Origin of the sequence: Bacillus sp. FF-1, assembly GCF_028548245.1 — a bacterium.
In the GTDB taxonomy this organism is placed as follows: Bacteria; Bacillota; Bacilli; order Bacillales; family Bacillaceae_G; genus Bacillus_A; species Bacillus_A paranthracis.
Map to the genome: position 1 here is coordinate 772,442 of NZ_JAQQGG010000003.1, position 18,099 is coordinate 790,540.

Annotated in this window: 23 protein-coding genes; 12 read left to right on the plus strand and 11 right to left on the minus strand. The window is 36.0% G+C overall.

From position 1 onward, the window contains the following. Positions 1-20: 20 nt before the first annotated feature. From PQF83_RS14500 to PQF83_RS14525, 6 genes are all read right to left on the minus strand, one after another. A complete protein-coding gene (locus PQF83_RS14500; protein WP_000454218.1) occupies positions 21-587 on the minus strand; it encodes a tyrosine-type recombinase/integrase in 567 nt (188 codons plus the stop codon). Between the two features lie 328 nt (positions 588-915). Then, positions 916-2,775: an FtsX-like permease family protein gene (locus tag PQF83_RS14505; protein WP_000897792.1), complete on the minus strand. Its 1,860-nt coding sequence runs from the start codon at positions 2,773-2,775 to the stop codon at positions 916-918. Between the two features lie 18 nt (positions 2,776-2,793). Then, positions 2,794-3,555: an ABC transporter ATP-binding protein gene (locus PQF83_RS14510; RefSeq protein ID WP_000165846.1), complete on the minus strand. Its 762-nt coding sequence runs from the start codon at positions 3,553-3,555 to the stop codon at positions 2,794-2,796. A 337-nt stretch (positions 3,556-3,892) separates the two neighbouring features. Further along, positions 3,893-4,915, minus strand: a complete 1,023-nt coding sequence (locus PQF83_RS14515; protein ID WP_000527877.1) for a DUF418 domain-containing protein — start codon at positions 4,913-4,915, stop codon at positions 3,893-3,895. Between the two features lie 136 nt (positions 4,916-5,051). Continuing rightward, positions 5,052-5,201 (minus strand): hypothetical protein, encoded by a 150-nt coding sequence (locus PQF83_RS14520; RefSeq protein ID WP_001129345.1) that lies wholly within the window; start codon positions 5,199-5,201, stop codon positions 5,052-5,054. A 15-nt stretch (positions 5,202-5,216) separates the two neighbouring features. Beyond that, positions 5,217-5,480, minus strand: a complete 264-nt coding sequence (locus PQF83_RS14525; RefSeq protein WP_000840869.1) for a YtzC family protein — start codon at positions 5,478-5,480, stop codon at positions 5,217-5,219. A gap of 110 nt (positions 5,481-5,590) precedes the next feature. Here PQF83_RS14525 and PQF83_RS14530 point away from each other — a divergent pair, with 110 nt between their 5' ends. The 7 genes from PQF83_RS14530 (at position 5,591) to PQF83_RS14560 (ending at position 11,478) form a co-directional block, all read left to right on the plus strand. Then, entirely contained in the window at positions 5,591-6,550 is a 960-nt protein-coding gene (locus PQF83_RS14530; protein ID WP_000868043.1) for a TIGR01212 family radical SAM protein, read from the plus strand. Next, complete coding sequence (locus PQF83_RS14535; RefSeq protein WP_000764489.1) at positions 6,547-7,119, plus strand: class I SAM-dependent methyltransferase; 573 nt, start codon at positions 6,547-6,549, stop codon at positions 7,117-7,119. The genes PQF83_RS14530 and PQF83_RS14535 overlap by 4 nt, the downstream gene beginning before the upstream one ends. Positions 7,120-7,311: 192 nt before the next feature. Next, positions 7,312-8,145, plus strand: a complete 834-nt coding sequence (locus tag PQF83_RS14540; RefSeq protein ID WP_000959708.1) for an ABC transporter ATP-binding protein — start codon at positions 7,312-7,314, stop codon at positions 8,143-8,145. An 18-nt stretch (positions 8,146-8,163) separates the two neighbouring features. Continuing rightward, positions 8,164-8,844: a hypothetical protein gene (locus PQF83_RS14545; protein ID WP_000880394.1), complete on the plus strand. Its 681-nt coding sequence runs from the start codon at positions 8,164-8,166 to the stop codon at positions 8,842-8,844. A 24-nt stretch (positions 8,845-8,868) separates the two neighbouring features. Further along, on the plus strand, positions 8,869-9,543 hold the full coding sequence (locus PQF83_RS14550) for an aspartate/glutamate racemase family protein (RefSeq protein WP_000579312.1): 675 nt from the start codon (positions 8,869-8,871) through the stop codon (positions 9,541-9,543). Then, positions 9,540-10,064 (plus strand): hypothetical protein, encoded by a 525-nt coding sequence (locus PQF83_RS14555; RefSeq protein WP_001024981.1) that lies wholly within the window; start codon positions 9,540-9,542, stop codon positions 10,062-10,064. The genes PQF83_RS14550 and PQF83_RS14555 overlap by 4 nt, the downstream gene beginning before the upstream one ends. A 112-nt stretch (positions 10,065-10,176) precedes the next feature. Then, on the plus strand, positions 10,177-11,478 hold the full coding sequence (locus PQF83_RS14560; RefSeq protein WP_000867806.1) for a PepSY-associated TM helix domain-containing protein: 1,302 nt from the start codon (positions 10,177-10,179) through the stop codon (positions 11,476-11,478). 37 nt (positions 11,479-11,515) lie between these two features. On the opposite strand, the gene PQF83_RS14565 is transcribed toward PQF83_RS14560, so the two are convergent. From PQF83_RS14565 to PQF83_RS14575, 3 genes are read right to left on the minus strand one after another with little or no spacing between them, the layout of a single operon-like run. Continuing rightward, positions 11,516-11,749, minus strand: a complete 234-nt coding sequence (locus PQF83_RS14565; protein ID WP_117611438.1) for a hypothetical protein — start codon at positions 11,747-11,749, stop codon at positions 11,516-11,518. A gap of 40 nt (positions 11,750-11,789) precedes the next feature. Then, entirely contained in the window at positions 11,790-12,854 is a 1,065-nt protein-coding gene (locus PQF83_RS14570; RefSeq protein WP_001102457.1) for a tetraprenyl-beta-curcumene synthase family protein, read from the minus strand. 37 nt (positions 12,855-12,891) lie between these two features. Further along, positions 12,892-13,695: an alpha/beta hydrolase gene (locus PQF83_RS14575; protein ID WP_000267442.1), complete on the minus strand. Its 804-nt coding sequence runs from the start codon at positions 13,693-13,695 to the stop codon at positions 12,892-12,894. A 74-nt stretch (positions 13,696-13,769) separates the two neighbouring features. Here PQF83_RS14575 and PQF83_RS14580 point away from each other — a divergent pair, with 74 nt between their 5' ends. The 3 genes from PQF83_RS14580 (at position 13,770) to PQF83_RS14590 (ending at position 16,114) form a co-directional block, all read left to right on the plus strand. After that, positions 13,770-14,282: a gamma carbonic anhydrase gene (locus PQF83_RS14580; protein ID WP_000640211.1), complete on the plus strand. Its 513-nt coding sequence runs from the start codon at positions 13,770-13,772 to the stop codon at positions 14,280-14,282. A 143-nt stretch (positions 14,283-14,425) separates the two neighbouring features. Beyond that, complete coding sequence (locus PQF83_RS14585; RefSeq protein WP_000868600.1) at positions 14,426-14,959, plus strand: phosphatase PAP2 family protein; 534 nt, start codon at positions 14,426-14,428, stop codon at positions 14,957-14,959. Between the two features lie 12 nt (positions 14,960-14,971). Beyond that, the gene (locus PQF83_RS14590) at positions 14,972-16,114 is read left to right on the plus strand and encodes a glycosyltransferase family 4 protein (protein ID WP_001261612.1); all 1,143 of its coding nucleotides are present in this window, start codon (positions 14,972-14,974) and stop codon (positions 16,112-16,114) included. Positions 16,115-16,394: 280 nt separating this feature from the next. Here PQF83_RS14590 and PQF83_RS14595 read toward each other — a convergent pair whose 3' ends face one another. Continuing rightward, positions 16,395-16,997 carry a molybdenum cofactor guanylyltransferase gene (locus PQF83_RS14595; RefSeq protein WP_000049606.1) on the minus strand — a complete coding sequence of 201 codons (603 nt, stop codon included), beginning with the start codon at positions 16,995-16,997 and terminating at the stop codon, positions 16,395-16,397. Further along, positions 16,994-17,503 (minus strand): MogA/MoaB family molybdenum cofactor biosynthesis protein, encoded by a 510-nt coding sequence (locus tag PQF83_RS14600; protein WP_000117134.1) that lies wholly within the window; start codon positions 17,501-17,503, stop codon positions 16,994-16,996. Before PQF83_RS14600 ends, PQF83_RS14595 begins: the two co-directional genes overlap by 4 nt. Before the next feature lie 239 nt (positions 17,504-17,742). On the opposite strand from PQF83_RS14600, the gene PQF83_RS14605 reads away from it, so the two are divergent. Together PQF83_RS14605 and PQF83_RS14610 are read left to right on the plus strand one after the other, a co-directional pair. Then, positions 17,743-17,922: a hypothetical protein gene (locus PQF83_RS14605; protein WP_000424795.1), complete on the plus strand. Its 180-nt coding sequence runs from the start codon at positions 17,743-17,745 to the stop codon at positions 17,920-17,922. A 6-nt stretch (positions 17,923-17,928) separates the two neighbouring features. After that, positions 17,929-18,057, plus strand: coding sequence for a hypothetical protein (locus PQF83_RS14610; protein ID WP_001998486.1), 129 nt, complete (start codon positions 17,929-17,931; stop codon positions 18,055-18,057). Positions 18,058-18,099: the final 42 nt, after the last annotated feature.

The following is an 18,099-nucleotide window of genomic DNA, read 5'->3' on the forward strand; positions in this document are numbered from 1 at the left end:
AAAGTTTTTAGTTACGGCTTTTACAAATCAACATCAATCTCGGTTTTAAATTCTTCATCTTTTGAGATTCCTAAATACTTGAGCGTCTCTGATGGCGTTGCGTGATGAAAATGCTTTTGCAATAGTGCAATCGCTATCCCTCTTTTGTATGCATGAAATCCAAACGTTTTTCTCATTGAGTTTGTTCCGATTTTACCAACAATCCCAACCGCTTCAGCAGCATTATGAATGACACGATACGCTTGTTGACGTGTAATTGAATTTTTCGTTTTATTAGATTGAAATACGTAGTTTTCTCTTTTCACATCAATAGATTGTACGTACTCTAAAAGTGCTTCTTTTACTTTTGTATTTAAATAAATATCTTGTTTAAACTTTTCATCTTTCACAGGAAGAGAATAAAACTCTTTAACAGTTCCATCTTCATTTAATACCTCTTCAAATTTCATACTAAGTAGCTCAGTAATCTTTAATCCTGTGTTAATTCCAATAACAAATAAAAGATAATCTCGCTGTGAGTGCTCTTTTAAATACTTTTTCATCGCCTCAATTTGGCTTATATCTTTTAATGCCTCTACAACTTCCATACATGTATTCTCCTCATCTTATGAACGGTAATTTTCTCATCATGTTGTCCATTTTACCTTATCACGCTATGAGATTTCCATGTATTATCCATTATTTTTACAATATACTTTTAAGCTCGGAAATTTATAATTGTGCAAATACAGTAGGGGTAGGAATAATAGGGGATACAAGTTCAGCCTCTTTCTACAGATCGGATTCCTCCTTTCCTTATCCAGTTGCTTCTACTTTTATATTATGTTACTTATTTACATTATATTATATATTTCAGTAACATTAAAGTATTTTTTCTGAAAATAATAAAAACCGAGCAATTTCGCTCGGTTTTTATTAATCTTCTTTCGGAAGAACAATTCCTTTATACAATTGAACTGTAATGAAGTAATAAATCGTGTAAATAACTACGAAAATTATGATTGGTACCCAAATACGGAAGTACGGATCGATTAAAATAAATCCGAAAATATTCATACCAACTAATACGTGAGCAATACCTACAATTGCTGGGAATAAGAAGACTAAGAATAACTCTTTATAAATGGATTTCGTTAATAATTCACGGCGCACCCCGATTTTACGAAGCATTTGATAACGCGTAATATCTTTTGATGCACCAGAAAGAATTTTGAACATTAAACAACTTGCCATCATTGCTAAGAAAGCAATTCCAAGGAAGAATCCCATAAACACTGTTCCGCTCGCAACGCCATAGAACATGTCGTAAGCTTGATATTTACTATCTAATCTTTCAGCTTTTACATTTTTATATTTATCTAGCTGCAACTCGTCAAGTTTTTTCCATTCTTTTTTATGCGCTTCAAAATCATCTGTTTTTCCAGTAAATACAATTCCTTCTTTACCATTTACAGTATCGTACATTTTTTGATCTACAATTTTAATTGCATGATCTTCATGCACGTAAAATGGCTGGATTGTTCTGAAAGCCTCGTCCCATTCTTGTGGAAGTTCTTTAGCACTCGCATCTTTTTCATTCATTTCTCTAGCAACTGCACCCACTGGTAGTTCCTCTGAAACTTTTTTCGTTTTTACTAAATCCTTCATCGACTTCATATTTGTCATATCTTTTACTAAAGGACGATTTTTCTCTAAATCTTCTTTTACATAGTAAACGTATTTATCATCGACTTTGTAACGATATTCGCTTTTCTCTTTAAATGTAATATCGTCTAAAATTTTCTTTTCTTCAGCAGTTGGATTATGAACTACTGAATCATATATTACGAAACCATCAACCATTTTTATAACGTTATTTTTAAACGCCATACCACCTGAAATGGCACCGGCTCCAAGCGCAACTAACATCGCTACTGTTGCAAGTACCTTTGTTAAGCTATTAATACGGAAGTTTAATTGTGCAAATGTAAAAGCGTTAAGCCCTTTTTCACTACGCTTTTTATTACTTTTTAACTTTTTAATAATAACAGGAAGAAGTGATCCAAATAACATGTAAGTACCAGCTGTTGTTGTCACTAATGCAATAAGGATTCCCATTTCTCTTAGTTTTTCCATGTAAATCATCGATGCATAGCCAATGCCTAATAAAATAACCGCTAGGAATGCAACTACACCTGTCATTTTTCCTTTTACCGCAACACGTTCTGTTTGTGCATCTGCATGTACAAGTTGCAGTACAGAAATACGTGATAACTTAATACTATTCATAATTGCTGATAATACAAATAGTGCTAAGAAGAAAATGCAAGTAACGGTCATTGATGGAAGGTAAAATGCTTTATAGCCTTCACCAGCAAACTCTAATTGTTTCATTAATAACTGTCCGATACCTTCTGCAAGTCCTACACCAACTGTAATACCGATCGCAAGAGACGCAGCGCCTAATACGATTGTTTCGATAAACATAAGTAATGTAACTTTATGCTTTTTTGCTCCTAACATCATATACATACCAAACTCTTTTTGACGAAGAGATAATAAGAAAGAGTTCGCATATAAAATATAGAAGAACGTTATAATAGCAAGTAAAAATGAACCTGCTTGGAATACAAATCCAATTGATTGAATAACTGAGTTGGATTCAATAAACGCTTTATTTAGTGCTAACGTTTGGAACATATAAAAAATTGAAATCGACATGACAAGACCAACAAGTAAGACGATATAATCTTTCAGCTTACTTTTTAGTCCTGACATGGAAAGTTTGAATAACATGCCTTAGAACCTCCTTTCTTACGCTTTTTGTGTGCCTAAGTCTGCTAGCACATCTAAAATCTCTTTATAAAACTCTTCACGTGTACCGCCGCGGTGAATTTCTTTATATAGCTCACCATCTTGAATGAATAAAATACGCTGACAGTAACTTGCACTGTAAGGATCATGTGTAACCATCATAATAGATACGCCTTGATCTTTATTTAAGTTTGTCATCGCATCAAGTAAACTCGTTGCATTTTTAGAATCAAGCGCTCCTGTTGGCTCGTCCCCTAAAATAATTGCAGGTTCATGCACTAATGCACGCGCCGCTGCTGAACGTTGCTTTTGTCCACCAGATACTTCAGATGGATACTTTTGAAGTATTGCCGAAATGCCTAACATATCTGCTACCTTTTCTACTTTTGGTCCAATATTTCGTGATGAGACACCTTGAAGAGATAATGGAAGTGCAATGTTTTCGTAAATAGATAAGTTCTCTAATAAGTTAAAGTCTTGGAAGATGAATCCTAATTTTTGAGAGCGGAAATCAGAAAGCTCACCTTGTTTCATTTTCGTAATGTCCGTACCCGCAATTTCAACAACACCGCCCGTTGCTTTATCTAGCGTTGAAATTACATTTAATAATGTCGTTTTACCAGAACCAGATGGTCCCATAATCCCAACAAACTCACCCTCTTGAATTGAGAATGATACACCTTTTAATGCATGTGATTGGTTCTCACCTTTTTTACCGTACACTTTTTGAACGTTTTTCACGTCTACAACTGGTTTCGTCATATATATCCTCCTACGCTTGTTTTTCCATTACCTATTTTGCGCCTTTTGGAGATGAACTGCTATTTGTTAACATTACAATTACCTTACACTTTTGTAAGATAAAAAAGGTGTGTTTGTAAGCTTGGCTTTTACTACTAGTAACATAGTGAATCGGTAACTGAAATTATATCGGCGATTTTTCAAATATATCGACGATTCTCCTACTTTTATCAGCGATTTTTTTAATATATCGGCGATTCTCCCACTTTTATCAGCGATTTTCAAAATATATCGACTTATCGACAAAAGCTGACAATAAAATAAGCTGCTCCACAAAAGGAACAGCCCACTTCTCTCTTTATTTCTTTAAAGGTGTTACCGTCCAATACGTAATAACACGCCAAATCCATTCTAATGGACCCATTTTAAAGATTTTCATCCAAATCACACTAAACACAATTTGAATTGCATAAATTGCAATACACACATATAACGTCTGCATGTAAGTTAAATTTCCCGCAAAGTTACATACACTTCCTGCGATTAAAATCATTGCAGTTTGTCCAATATAATTCGTTAAAGCCATACGACCATAATATTTCAGTGGCGCTAACAATGTTTGAACTAGTTTTAATTGAAGTAGTAAAATTAATGCTCCAACATAGAAAGCTGAAATAATTGGGCCAACTGTAACACCAATTTTTAAAAATTGGCTTGCAGCATCCATTGTTCCGTCCTCATTCATTAGTATCATATTTACAAATGGATCAGCAGGCACGTGCCCGTATTGATACCATACAGCTACGACACTTAAAACAAACATAATACCTGTAAAAATAGCGACTTTCTTTATATTTTGCGCAAGATTTTCAAATGCACGATATTGCCCTGCAGCAAGCCCTAATAAAATTAAGCCAAGTGGCAATAGTTCCTTAGCACCCATTACGCTAAAGGCAATTGTTAAAATAAGACCAATAACTAAGTTCACTTGTTTTTTCACTTTATAAAATGGTAAAGCGATCAACCCGCAAATTGCATATAACGTTAATGCTTCTCCAGGCTGAAACATTTGATGAATCAAACCGAAAATAAATAGTGCAACTAAGCGGCGTAAAAATAAAACATATCCATTTTTCCCCTTTGCAATTGCTCTAGAGATAAAGATATAGAATCCCACTCCAAATAAGAATGAGAAGATTGAGAAGAAACGACCTTCTACAAATAAGTATAAAAACCTTTGATAACTAGCATCCACTGTATTAGGATCTGGAATTTTAATGTTAAGTAGTGCAAGAATATTTACTAAAATAATCCCCAGTAATGCGAAGCCACGAATGTAATCTAACTCATCAATTCGTTTGTTTGTCATATTGTTCCCCATAAAGCAACTCCTTGTATAAAATTTAACCCTTCCTTACTCTACTGGAGAAAACGGCTCGCAACTATCGACAAACCTTACAGAAATCTTACATTATTGTCATATAACAAAATAAAACCAGGTCATATTGCGACCTGGTCTACTCTGATTGTTTCGATCTTTGAGGTTGTCCTTTTTTACTGTTACGCTGTTTCACTTGAACAACTGGATCAAGCTCATTCGAAAACTCAGCGTTATGTCCATTTTGCGTTTTTTGCTCTGGGTTATTTTGATCTGAACGTTTCGCCATTACATTCACTCCTTATTAGTGCGGTGTAATAATCATTTGATGTTGCAACTGGCGAATTGCCATACGCGCTCTATTTAATTGCTCACGTTGCTCATCATTCGCATGTTGTTGCATCGTTTGTAAATCGTTATACGCTTGTTCTAATTGTAACTGCGCATCCGAATACTCCATCGTATTGTAATGCTCTTGTCTCATGCCTTGGTCTAATTGTTCTTTCGCATATTCCACCGCTTGTTCCGCTTGTGTAATATACGATTCAAGTGATTGACGCTCTGCCATAATTGTCCCTCCTTGCTTCAATTCCCCTTTAGTGTGTCCCTTCCATATGAACCTTATGAGTATGTTATAATGGATTTTGTTTCATTTTGATCGGCTTAGGAGGGAAAGTAATGAAGGTTCAAAACCCTTTTCCATATACAAACGACAATAAACGTTATCATACATGGAATTACCATTTACGAAATGAATTTGGTGGAAAAATCTTTAAAGTTTCATTAGATGCTGGCTTCGATTGTCCGAACCGTGACGGTACAGTTGCTTATGGCGGTTGTACATTTTGCAGTGCTGCTGGATCTGGTGACTTCGCTGGCGATCGCCGCGATGATGTTATAACGCAATATCATGAAATGAAAGAAAAAATGCACTCAAAGTGGAAAGATGGAAAATGTATCGCTTATTTTCAGGCTTACACAAATACACATGCACCACTTGAAGTATTAAAAGAAAAATTCGAACCGCTTCTAGCTGAAAAAGACGTTGTCGGTCTTTCTATCGCAACTCGTCCAGATTGTTTACCAGACGATGTCGTTGCATATTTAGCGGACTTAAATAAACGCACATACCTTTGGGTTGAACTCGGATTACAAACTGTTCATGAACGTACTGCAAACCTTATTAACCGCGCTCACGATTATCCTTCTTACGTTGAAGGCGTAAATAAATTACGTAAGCATGGTATTCGAGTTTGCTCTCATATTATTAACGGTCTTCCTCTTGAAGATTACGACATGATGATGGAAACAGCTCGTGAAGTAGCGAAGCTTGACGTACAAGGAATTAAAATTCATTTACTTCACTTATTAAAAGGAACGCCAATGGTGAAGCAATATGAAAAAGGACAACTCGAGTTCCTTTCTCTTGAGGATTACGTAAGTCTCGTTGTTGATCAACTTGAAATCATTCCAGAGGACGTAATTGTGCACCGCATCACAGGTGACGGTCCACCTGATTTAATGATTGGTCCAATGTGGAGCTTAAATAAATGGGAAGTATTAAATTCCATCGATGCAGAATTTGTACGCCGCGGAAGCTGGCAAGGAAAATATGCAAATGAGGAGAAACAAAAATGAAATTAGAACGTGTATTACCGTTTGCTCGCACTCTCTTGCAAACGGCAGTAAAAGAAGGCGATTACGCTGTAGATGCAACTTTAGGAAACGGGCATGACACATGCTTTCTAGCTGAAATCGTTGGCGATAACGGAAAAGTATTTGGATTTGATATTCAAAAAGAGGCAATTGAAAGCTCAACAACTCGTCTAAAAGAAAAAGAACTTTTCGAACGTACTGTTTTAGTTCACGATAGTCACGATACACTTCTATCCGTATTACCAGAAGATGCAAAAGGTAAAGTAACAGGCGCAATTTTCAACTTAGGTTACCTTCCAGGCGGAGACAAGCATATCGTTACAAAACCGAACTCAACAATCTCAGCAATCGAACAATTATTAGAAGTAATGGCACCTGAAGGTATCATCGTCCTTGTTATTTACCACGGACATCCAGAAGGACAAGTAGAACGGGACGCTGTTCTCAAATTTGCCGAAGAATTAGACCAAAAACAAGCACACGTACTGCGCTACGGCTTCATTAACCAACAAAATAACCCGCCATTTATTGTGGCGATTGAGAAGCGATAAATATATCGACGATTTTTCAATTATATCTATCGTAACTTAGAATATATCAACGATTTTTTCGATATATCGACGATTCGACACACTATATCGACTTATCGACAAAACATAACAAAAAAAGACGTGCACTCACTGCACGTCTTTTTGTTATTCTCCTATATAATGGATATATACACTGTATAGGAGGATAGAACTTTGCTAGTAGAACTAAAGGGAATTCAAAAGAAGTATGGCAAATCACTTATACTAGACAACATTGATTTATCCATTCCAGAAGGAGAAGCACTCGCCATTATTGGCGGGAACGGGACTGGAAAAAGTACTCTACTCAAAATAATTGCAGGCTTTATTTCACATACGGCAGGGACAATTCAAAGGAAAGAACATATACAAATCGGCTATGTACCTGAACATTTTCCTGAAGGGATTCGTTTTACATTAGAGGATTATCTATTTCATCTCGGCCGCATTCACGGTTTATCAACAAAATATGTAAAAGATAAAATTCCGCTGCTTCTTGAAAGGTTTCATTTACTTCATGCAAGGCATTCCGTTATACGAAACTTTTCAAAAGGTATGAAACAAAAAACCGGTATTATGCAAGCGTTACTTACGGACGTACATTTATTAATTTTAGACGAACCGCTTTCTGGACTCGATCCGAACTCTCAGCAAGAATTAGAACATATTTTACTCTCATTAAAACAACAAGGTATATCTATACTCTTCACATGTCACGAAAAACAGCTACTAGAAAACTTCGCCGATAGAATTGTGACGTTAGCAAATCATACAATCACAGAAAATATCTCTGCACAAAAAGGAGCAGAACAAGTCTATATTGAAGCAATTGTTCACGAAACATTTTCAGCGATAGAACTACAAAAACAATCCGGTTTTATACACGTTGCACACAATTCAAATCAAAACCTTATTCAATTACAAATTGAAAAAGAATATACAAACGAAATGCTTCAGTTTTTATTGCATAAAAAAGCATCTATCACACTGCTACAACCTAACTTTTAAATCGAAAGAAGGTTTATTATGCTTGCTCTTATTCGTTACCATTTTCTCGACTATACAAAATCGTATAAGTACGTCCCTCCTATTGCGATGTACTTCATGAGCTTACTTTTTGTATATGCATATAAACCGACTCCTATTGTACCGACATATTTAGAAACAGCAATTACGCTTTATTTATTATCTGCCTGGATTACGGTCACAATTTTTCATACGGAAGATCCTGTACAAGAACAAATTACGATTTCTCACACAAATAATATTTCCGCACTATATGTAGGGAAATATATTACAGCTCTTCTCATTTGTACTGTTTTATCTTTTATATCCGTAATCTACCCAATTATTTTGCAAATGTTTAATGAAAAAATGACAGTTTCTTTATTTTTAGTCGGATTTCTCGCTCATATGTCTTTCTCTATACTTGGAATTTCAATCGCATCTTTATTTACTAGAAATATGATTCCAAAAGCAAGCACCGCTTGGCTTAGTCTTACATTTATATTGCTTATAACGATTGCATCTATCCGGTTTAAAAAAGAGTTACTATGGTTTTTACCACCTGTCGAAAGCTTTCTAATGCTTGGACAATACAAATATAATATACTGACTCACACGCTATGGCTCACAGCTTGGGCTATCGTATATTCATTTTTATTATTTACCTTATTTCTTTTTATCGTTCGCAAAAAACGTTTTTAATTACATATTGAAGGAGACAAAACAATGATCGGAATACTAGCAGGAATGGGGCCAAAATCAACTGGACCATTCGTTGATACAGTTGTAGCAGAGTGCCAAACAATATACGGAGCAAAGCATGACATGGACTTTCCTCATATGATGATCTATTCGTGCCCAACACCGTTTTACATGGATCGCCCTATTGATCATGAAGCGATGAAAAAAGCGATTATTGAAGGAGCACAAAAACTCGAGAGTACTGGCGCAAGCTTTATCGCTATGCCGTGCAATACAGCGCATCTTTATTTTGAAGAATTACAGCAATCTCTTTCTATTCCTATTTTGAATATAGTTGATGAAACGTTAAAAGCGATTCCTGAAACTGCAAAAAGAGTCGCTCTTCTCGCAACAGAAGCAACTGTTCAAGCTGGTATTTACCAAGATGGGATTGCAAAGCGTAATATAGAGTACATTCATCATGAAAAATGGCAGGATATGATTAATCAAATTATTACTTATATTAAAAGTGGAAAAGTTGAAGAAGCTCGCGAATTGTGGAATGCGCTCGTTTTACAATTGAGAGAGGAAGTTGATACTGCAATTATTGCATGTACTGATTTGAATGTGGTGGCGATTGAGGATTTTGTTGATTCCTCTCAATGTCTTGCGAAAGCGGTTGTTAGGATGTATGTAGAAAATATAAGGGGGTCCAAATGAATATACCTTTTGAAATGGGATACACATTTGATGAAAATCTTAGAGAAAAGCCTATATCCCTTGCTGAAATGAAGCAGGGGATTTTATTTTTGAAAGAGCATTTACATGAAAGATCGTTATATGGAAAAAACTGCGGATTAATCGGTGTTTATGAACGAATCGCTGGCAACCTTTCTGACAGTGAGTATTACTTACAGAAGGCTATTGAATATTACACACAAACAGATAACATCCAAGTGCTTTTTATTAACAAACTTCGCCTCGCACATACATATCATTGGGAAAGAAAGTTTGCTGCTGCAAATACAATCTTTGCCGAACTTCTACAAACACTGCCAGACTTACCCGCTTATGAAGATTTTTTCTACCAACATTACGGAAAAAGTAAATTAGATGAAGGTGACTTCCAAACCGCCCTTACTTGTTTTCAAAAAGCACTTCAAATTAGGCTACAAAAAGGAAATGAAGAGCTAATTCATTCAACTAAGCTTTGCATTGCGTATTGTATGTCTCGCCGATAAAAATCCCCAAAACTTTTAACTTTCTTCACAATTCTTTCAAAGTAATCACACTTAATCTCGCTATATTAAATAAGTAGTTATTCATATAGGGAAGGTTAGGGGAACTAAGAGCATGAAAGTAAATCGTTCGCTTCATTACATTTTTTGGCGTTGGCATTTTTATGCTGGGCTTTTTATTACGCCGCTTCTTATTACGTTGTCACTGAGCGGAATTGGGTATTTATTTCGGGAAGAGGTTGAGGATTTCATCTATAAAGATTTATATTTTGGGAAGAGTGCTCAAACAGAATCTATTTCGATGGCTGATTCTATTTCCTTAACAGAGAAAAAATATCCACATTATAGTGTGGCGAAAATTAGTGAGTTTAATGGGGATTATAATACGAGACTTACGATTGCAAATGAGTATACTGGGCAACAAAAATATGTGTATTTAGATAGTAATAATCAAATTGTTGGGGATCAAAACGCAAGTGAAACGTTTGCCAATATCATGAGGGAATTACATAGTTCTCTTTTAGTTGGTGGCACTGTCGTTAACTATACGGTAGAACTTGCGGCATGTTGGACAATCTTTTTAATTGTAACTGGGTTGTACATGAGTATACGCCAATTCAAAAATACACCGGCATCCAATAAGCGAGAAAAAGCAAAACGACGTCATTCTATTATCGGTATTATATTTACAATTCCTCTCGTTTTGTTAGTTGCATCTGGGTTGCCATGGTCAGGATTTATGGGTAACCAAATTTATAAAATTGCATCGTCAAATGAATCACTCGGATATCCAAAATTGTATATGGCACCTCCTGAATCGAAGGTAAAAGAATTGCCGTGGGCAACTAGAAAAGAAGCACCTCCTGAATCGAATTCGAATGAGCCAAAAGCAATTTCTGTCGATGAATTGCGAAACGGAATTAAAATAAAGAAACCATATGTTATTTCACTACCAGCTGATCCAAAAGGTGTGTTCACTGTTTCGAAATCGAGCGGTTCTGGTATTACAGGTATGCATGTTGCACCAAATGAAGAAATAACAGCTTATTTTGATCAATATAGCGGAGAGCTCATTTCCAAAACGGACTATCGTGATTATGGATTACTTGCGCAATGGTTCACTTACGGTATCCCGCTTCACGAAGGTCATTTATTCGGATGGCCAAATAAAATATTATGCTTACTAACGACATTATCTTTATTACTTCTTATTTATTACGGAATAAAAATGTGGTTAGCAAGAAAGCCGAAAGGAAAATTAGCAGCACCGCCAAAGCAAAGAGATAAGAAAAGCATAATCGTTTTCTTTATCATGATGGTTATACTAGGCGCTGTCATGCCTTTATTCGGACTATCTGTTTTAGCTATTTTTGTGATTGAACTTCTTATATATGTATTTTCAAAAATACGCTCATAGTAAAAAAGCATTTGTACTACCGTGTACAAATGCTTTTTTATTTACTATTTTCTTTTTTTCTATCACTTATTAAAAAGACAATATCTACTATAATAATCAATACAATAATAACTTGAGCTACATAATCCATCGTTGTAGGACCGCCGGCTTTATTCATCATCATATACATTCCAGTTACAAATGAAATGGAAAGTAGCACGAGTAATGTAACCTCAATATGGTCATATAGCTTTTGAAACAATCGCTTCATTTCTGCCACCACCTTTACCATATTATAACAAAAAACCACTCTACATGAGTGGTTTTCTTCATCACTGCGCCGTTTTCTTTCGGTACATCTTCCCGTTCCAATAGAAGAATCGTGAAGTGAGACCACCGTATTTTACAATGCGCCGTGCCATTTTGTGCATATTCTTTTGTGCTGATACTTTTTGGTCTGATAAATAAATACCAAGTAATCCTCGGCTTATGAGACGATGAAACTTCGCATGAGGCAAATCACCAATGCTCTTCTCTGCTTCTTCTACAAAATGTTTCATACGATCTAATATCACTTGCTCGTTTTCATAATAACTACAGAAATTCAAATCCCCGCCGATGCGGTCTTCTTCTTGATCAATGAAATAATCAAGTAAGATATGAAGTCCTTGTACGTAAGGAAAATATCCTTGTCTAATTTTCGCAATATCTTCATCATGTAATTCATCATGAAAGGCATATGCGACAAGACAGAAGATTCCAAGCGTAGAACCGGCACATGCTGAAAATTCAAACCAACTCATCTCCGGTAAGTTTTCTTTATGTGCTTCAAACCATGTTTGTAATCTTGGTTCTCTTTCTTCTAATTTCACATGTTTATGAATTTGCAGATCACAATAATAACAAGCAAGTTCATGAAGAATAGGAGCAATTTTGTCATAGTGCTTCGTTTTCTTTAAAACATCTTGGCATGTTTCAACAAGTTCATCTAAATAACCACCATCATCTTGATCATCACGATAGCGATAATAATTACCGCCACCTTCTACTTCAGGTGATAATGCCATTAACATAGATTCATGCAGTGCGGCAAAATCATTCGGATCAAGTGATGTACTGCGATCACATAAATTATCTAAGTAGTCACTAATCGTTTGATATGCGACGATAAAACGAATACATTCCTCACGGTGTTCATTTGCTAATAGTGCTAAAATGCCACCGCCTTCGCAATGAAACGTTTTATGCTCAATACTTGCGATTGCCTGACTATGAAGCTCATCATTCGGAATATGGTAGGCACGCTCTTTCCACATCGCTAGCTCATGGTGTACAACCGGAAACACATCACGGTATACTTTCGCCATGAGCGTTATGGGATTACTCGGTACGTTCACTTCTTCCTTCATCTCCTCTATTCAATGTACAAATAATTTACTTATTTGTTTCTATTATGTTATTGATGCGTATTTCAGTAAATGACTGAATATAATTCAAAATTTCATCACGCTCATACTCATTTAATAACTCATGATAACAATTCGGCCATTCTTTAAAAGCCTTATCACTTATTTTAACATTATTAAACCAAGTGCGGACACGTGTTTTATCTACAAGTTTATCCTCACATGCTTGCATTAGCAAGAGCGGAACATCTGGAAAATCATCTATTTTTTTATGAGCGATTTCAATAGACTTAATCAATTCACTATACCAACGTACTGATACTTTGCGCAAGAACAATGAATCGTTCTCCATCGCATCTCTCACTTCATGATTACGCGTTGACATTTCCACTGTAAGATTCGTTGCAAATTGTAACTTCGGAGCGATAATATTTAATATTTTTGAGGCAGCTTGAAGCGGTGCAGAAGGTCCAGCTAATACACCTAAACATGGCGAACTTAAAATAATGCCGTCTACATCTTCTCTCTTCGTCTCTTGCATCATACGAATGACGATAAGACCACCCATACTATGACCAAATAGAAAAATAGGTAATCGATACTTTCTTGCCTCTTTCACCCATAATTTAACTTCCTCTATGTATTCATCAAACGAATCAATATGTCCTCTATTTCTTGAAGTCGTTCCATGTGACGGAAGGTCCCCCATCACGACGTGATAGCCGATATGATTCCACATTTCCGCAACAGCTTCATAACGTCCGTGATATTCCATTGCGCCGTGCACAATAACGATGACAGCCTTTGCTTGCTCAGCTTCATAATTCCACATACGGCTCTCCTCCATTTCACTCTTTCTCATAATTTGATACACTGAAACTAGTCTCTAGGAAAGGAAGGCTTTACATGATATATCCTTACAAAGAAAAAAATCCGAAAATTGCGAGTAGTGCTTTTATCGCTGACTACGTAACCATTACTGGTGATGTGACAATTGGCGAGGAATCAAGTATTTGGTTTAATACAGTCATCCGCGGTGATGTGTCACCGACAATTATTGGAGACCGAGTAAATGTACAAGACCAATGTACACTCCACCAAAGCCCGCAATATCCTCTTATTTTAGAAGATGACGTAACAATTGGGCATCAAGTGATTTTACATAGCTGCCATATTAAGAAAGATGCTTTAATTGGAATGGGATCTATTATATTAGATGGTGCTGAAATTGGCGAAGGAGCCTTTATCGGTGCTGGAAGCCTCGTTTCACAAGGAAAGAAAATCCCGCCGAATACATTAGCTTTCGGTCGTCCAGCGAAAGTCGTTCGTGAGTTAACAGAAGAAGACCGTAAAGACATGGAGCGAATTCGCACGCAATACGTTGAAAAAGGCCAATATTATAAATCACTACAAAAATGATTTTACAGCTGCCATAATACTGGCAGTTTTTTTATATAAAATCTAACTTTTTCTTTACAAAACATTATTACTCCCTCAACAAAATCTTATTAAAATAAAAGCTAATATCTCCATATATATGTAGATGAGGGAGGAGAATTTTCATGAAGGTCAGTGGATTATATAAAATAGAATGTTACATTTTCAGAGGAATTAACCGCTACTTTGATCAAAAAACGTTAAATCTCTTTTTCAGCAATATTACTCATATCGGTGGCGCGACTTTCTCTATCGCACTCACACTGTTCTTTTTAATTTTCGCAAGTGGAACTTTGCATCAAGCTGCAATTGCAACTGCTATTTCGCTAGCAATTAGCCATATTCCTGTGCAAATATTAAAAAGATGGTATCCACGAAAACGTCCTTATTTAACAATTCAGGATGCAAAATATCCAGTCCATCCATTACAAGACCACTCTTTCCCGTCTGGTCATACAACAGCCGTTTTCTCTGTCTTTATTCCATTTATTTGCTATAATCCAAGCTTACTTATTTTCCTATTACCGTTAGCATTATGCGTCGGTATTTCTCGCATTTATTTAGGGCTTCACTATCCATCTGATGTATTCGTCGGTATGTGTCTCGGCACTTGCTCTGGCATCATCTCTTTTTATCAATTCATCCCACTTTTCACATAAAGGAGTGATATGATGAGAGTCGCCATTTTTACCGATACTTTTACGCCACAAGTGAACGGGGTTGCGAAAACGTTAGAGCGGTTAACACGATATTTTCAGAAAGAAAAAATCGCCTATTCTGTTTTCGCCCCTCAGCATACAGCTGAAGATAATTTCGTAGCGAATGTGAACAAGATGAGAAGTATCCCGTTAACAATATTATATCCAGAATGTCGCTTTTCTTTTCCTACTCCGCGCATTAAGCGAGAACTTCTTTCCTTTAAACCTGACATAATTCACATTGCTACACCTTTCAACATGGGACTTTGTGGATTGTATTATGCGAAAAAGTTAAACATCCCAGTTGTCGGTTCTTATCATACTGATTTCGATGCTTATTTGCGCTATTACAAAATCGAATTTCTCTCCAATATGCTTTGGAACTATTTAAAATGGTTTCATAGTCATATGCAAAAAAATTTTGTCCCTTCTCCTGAAACATTACATCAATTAAAACATAAAGGCTTTCAGGCCCTCTCTATTTGGGGACGGGGTGTAGATTGCACACTCTTTCATCCAGCTTACAATACAGAAGTATTCCGGAAAAAATATAATATTACAGCGAAGTATGTCCTTTCCTATGTTGGACGGATTGCTCCTGAGAAAGATATTGATACGTTGCAAAATCTTATCGTTAAATCAGCGCATACTCGAAACGATATTCATTGGCTTATAGCAGGAGACGGTCCTCTAGCAACAAGTCTTCGTGAAGCTGTTCCGAAAACAAATGTCACGTTTACTGGCTATTTACAAGGCGGGGATTTAGCTGAAGCATATGCTTGTTCTAACATGATGGTATTTCCATCAGCCACTGAAACATTCGGAAATGTTGTACTTGAATCGCTTGCATGCGGCACACCTGTCATCGGTGCAAATAGTGGCGGGGTTAAAAATATTATTACAGATGGAAAAACGGGAGTTCTTTGCCCGCCAAAAAATGAGGACGCATTTCTATCATCCATTTATTTTTTATTGCAAAATGAAGAAAAATTGGAGCAGATGGGAGTAGCAGCTTTATCTTATGCGAAATCAAAAAGCTGGGATGAGATCTTTCGTGGCTTGCTTAACGAATATGAAGAAGTCCTTCAGCATAACGAATCAGAGTTGCTTGCTTAAATAGAAAAACTCCCTTCAAAAAACGAAGGGAGTTTATTATACAATTGTAAAATTTACTTAAATAAATGATACACAAGGTGAAATATTATATTATTTCTATATTCATTATAACAAAAACAAGCATAAACAAATAGACTTGTAATAAAAACCCATAAAAATTAATATATGGTTATACAGTATTTTAACTGTATAGTGATTTTAAGAATTCCCCTTAAAATCAACTTACTCACATACCTTTATACAGTAATTGTTCCCCAATTTCTGTATACAAAAAAACCTTTCATTCATTTGAAAGGTCTTTTTGAGCCTGCACATATTCTTCTTTCGTATTCACATTTATAAACCAATCCGCATTTGCTTGTATATCTTCACCAGCAATATATTTCACATTACATTGTGATAAAAGCTGACCCATACTTCTTTTTTCTTCTTGAAGCAAAGTATAAATCTTTTCTTTCACGCGGTTATGGTACGCTGCAAGTAGCGGTTGTTTCCTTCCATTAATAATAGGTACAACTGCATCATACTCATTGCTTGTTTGCTCCAGTAAAATGGTAAACCATTCATGCGAAACATTTGGCGCATCGCAAGGCATAATAGCGTACCAATCTGCTTCTATGTATTCCATTCCTGATACAATTCCAGCAAGTGGCCCGTTCCCTTTATAGTGCGGAATATCTTCGATAACAGGAACTTGTACGAGTTTCTCTACTCGCTCTTTTATATCAGAATGACTAATGACTACAACTTCTTGGAGCGTGCTTGTCATCACTTTCAAAATATGCTCAATAAACGTACTCCCTTGCCAACTCGCTAACGCTTTCGGCTCACCGAATCTACTCGACATACCACCTGCTAATACAATTCCAGCATACTTACTCATTGGCGATGCAACTCAAATGTAATATGACCTAATTCTGGTAAAATTAATTTATTCATCGCAAGGCGAACCGCTCCGCTAGATCCTGGCATCGAGAAGACTACTTTGCGCCCAATTGTGCCGCCGATCGCTCTACTTAACATTGCGCTGCTTCCGATATCTTCTAAATAACTAATCATGCGGAACAACTCACCAAATCCAACAATTTCTTTATGTAATAACGCTGATACTGCTTCAATCGTCACATCGCGTTTCGTAATGCCAGTACCGCCATTTGTTAATACAACATCAACATCTTCCCTATGATAACCAGCTAACACTGCTTGCTGAATACTTTCTTTATCATCTTTCACAATTTCATAAGAAGTCACTGTATGGCCTGCTTCTTTTAACAATTCATGTAATAGTTGTCCGCTCTTATCTGTCTCTTCTGTACGTGTATCGGAAATCGTTACAATCTTGCAGCGCACTTCTTTTGGCGCTTGTTTTTTATGTTCGGTTACGCTCATTTTTTCATCTTTCCTTCCTTAAAGACTTTTCTTCATTTTATCATACATATGTTTACACAATTATGTATGAAGCCAACAATACGCCATGATACAATATAAATATACTAACCCACAAAAAGGAAACTGCACTTTCTTATACTCCTTAGACTACATACCTTTAGCTACTCTTTATATTTTCTACATACATAGAATTCAATTTTAAAACTTGTACTAAAAAATAAATTGGAGGTCTACCTATTATGGAACTATACAAAAAATTAACAACAACATTCATCCTCTTATTTATCGCTTCCATCACTGTCGGCTTTTCTCTAAAAGGCGCAATTCCATACGCTACATTAGTAAGTATTATATGCGCCACGCTATTTTTATTAAGCAGTGCATTTTGCGCGGGCAAAGCACGTCAAATGAAAGGTTGATTTCACATGTTTCAAAAAAGCCAACTGTTTGTAAATCATGCCAAAAAGAAATACAAACATATGAAAAAGTATATTGAGCTAGATGGAGAAGTATATTGCAAATCATGCATTCAAATTGTAAATAAAACGAAATAAAAAAAAGCTTTGCGCTCACCGCGCAAAGCTTTTTTTCATATA

Coding starts and splice junctions, on each gene's coding strand:
- PQF83_RS14550 (WP_000579312.1), top strand. CDS start 8,869: ATGATCGGAATACTAGCAGGAATGGGGCCAAAATCAACTGGACCATTC.
- PQF83_RS14575 (WP_000267442.1), bottom strand. CDS start 13,695: ATGTGGAATTATGAAGCTGAGCAAGCAAAGGCTGTCATCGTTATTGTG.
- PQF83_RS14560 (WP_000867806.1), top strand. CDS start 10,177: ATGAAAGTAAATCGTTCGCTTCATTACATTTTTTGGCGTTGGCATTTT.
- PQF83_RS14580 (WP_000640211.1), top strand. CDS start 13,770: ATGATATATCCTTACAAAGAAAAAAATCCGAAAATTGCGAGTAGTGCT.
- PQF83_RS14520 (WP_001129345.1), bottom strand. CDS start 5,201: ATGGCGAAACGTTCAGATCAAAATAACCCAGAGCAAAAAACGCAAAAT.
- PQF83_RS14605 (WP_000424795.1), top strand. CDS start 17,743: ATGGAACTATACAAAAAATTAACAACAACATTCATCCTCTTATTTATC.
- PQF83_RS14585 (WP_000868600.1), top strand. CDS start 14,426: ATGAAGGTCAGTGGATTATATAAAATAGAATGTTACATTTTCAGAGGA.
- PQF83_RS14525 (WP_000840869.1), bottom strand. CDS start 5,480: ATGGCAGAGCGTCAATCACTTGAATCGTATATTACACAAGCGGAACAA.
- PQF83_RS14510 (WP_000165846.1), bottom strand. CDS start 3,555: ATGACGAAACCAGTTGTAGACGTGAAAAACGTTCAAAAAGTGTACGGT.
- PQF83_RS14610 (WP_001998486.1), top strand. CDS start 17,929: ATGTTTCAAAAAAGCCAACTGTTTGTAAATCATGCCAAAAAGAAATAC.
- PQF83_RS14505 (WP_000897792.1), bottom strand. CDS start 2,775: ATGTTATTCAAACTTTCCATGTCAGGACTAAAAAGTAAGCTGAAAGAT.
- PQF83_RS14530 (WP_000868043.1), top strand. CDS start 5,591: ATGAAGGTTCAAAACCCTTTTCCATATACAAACGACAATAAACGTTAT.
- PQF83_RS14590 (WP_001261612.1), top strand. CDS start 14,972: ATGAGAGTCGCCATTTTTACCGATACTTTTACGCCACAAGTGAACGGG.
- PQF83_RS14545 (WP_000880394.1), top strand. CDS start 8,164: ATGCTTGCTCTTATTCGTTACCATTTTCTCGACTATACAAAATCGTAT.
- PQF83_RS14515 (WP_000527877.1), bottom strand. CDS start 4,915: ATGGGGAACAATATGACAAACAAACGAATTGATGAGTTAGATTACATT.
- PQF83_RS14595 (WP_000049606.1), bottom strand. CDS start 16,997: ATGAGTAAGTATGCTGGAATTGTATTAGCAGGTGGTATGTCGAGTAGA.
- PQF83_RS14500 (WP_000454218.1), bottom strand. CDS start 587: ATGGAAGTTGTAGAGGCATTAAAAGATATAAGCCAAATTGAGGCGATG.
- PQF83_RS14565 (WP_117611438.1), bottom strand. CDS start 11,749: ATGGTAAAGGTGGTGGCAGAAATGAAGCGATTGTTTCAAAAGCTATAT.
- PQF83_RS14600 (WP_000117134.1), bottom strand. CDS start 17,503: ATGAGCGTAACCGAACATAAAAAACAAGCGCCAAAAGAAGTGCGCTGC.
- PQF83_RS14535 (WP_000764489.1), top strand. CDS start 6,547: ATGAAATTAGAACGTGTATTACCGTTTGCTCGCACTCTCTTGCAAACG.
- PQF83_RS14555 (WP_001024981.1), top strand. CDS start 9,540: ATGAATATACCTTTTGAAATGGGATACACATTTGATGAAAATCTTAGA.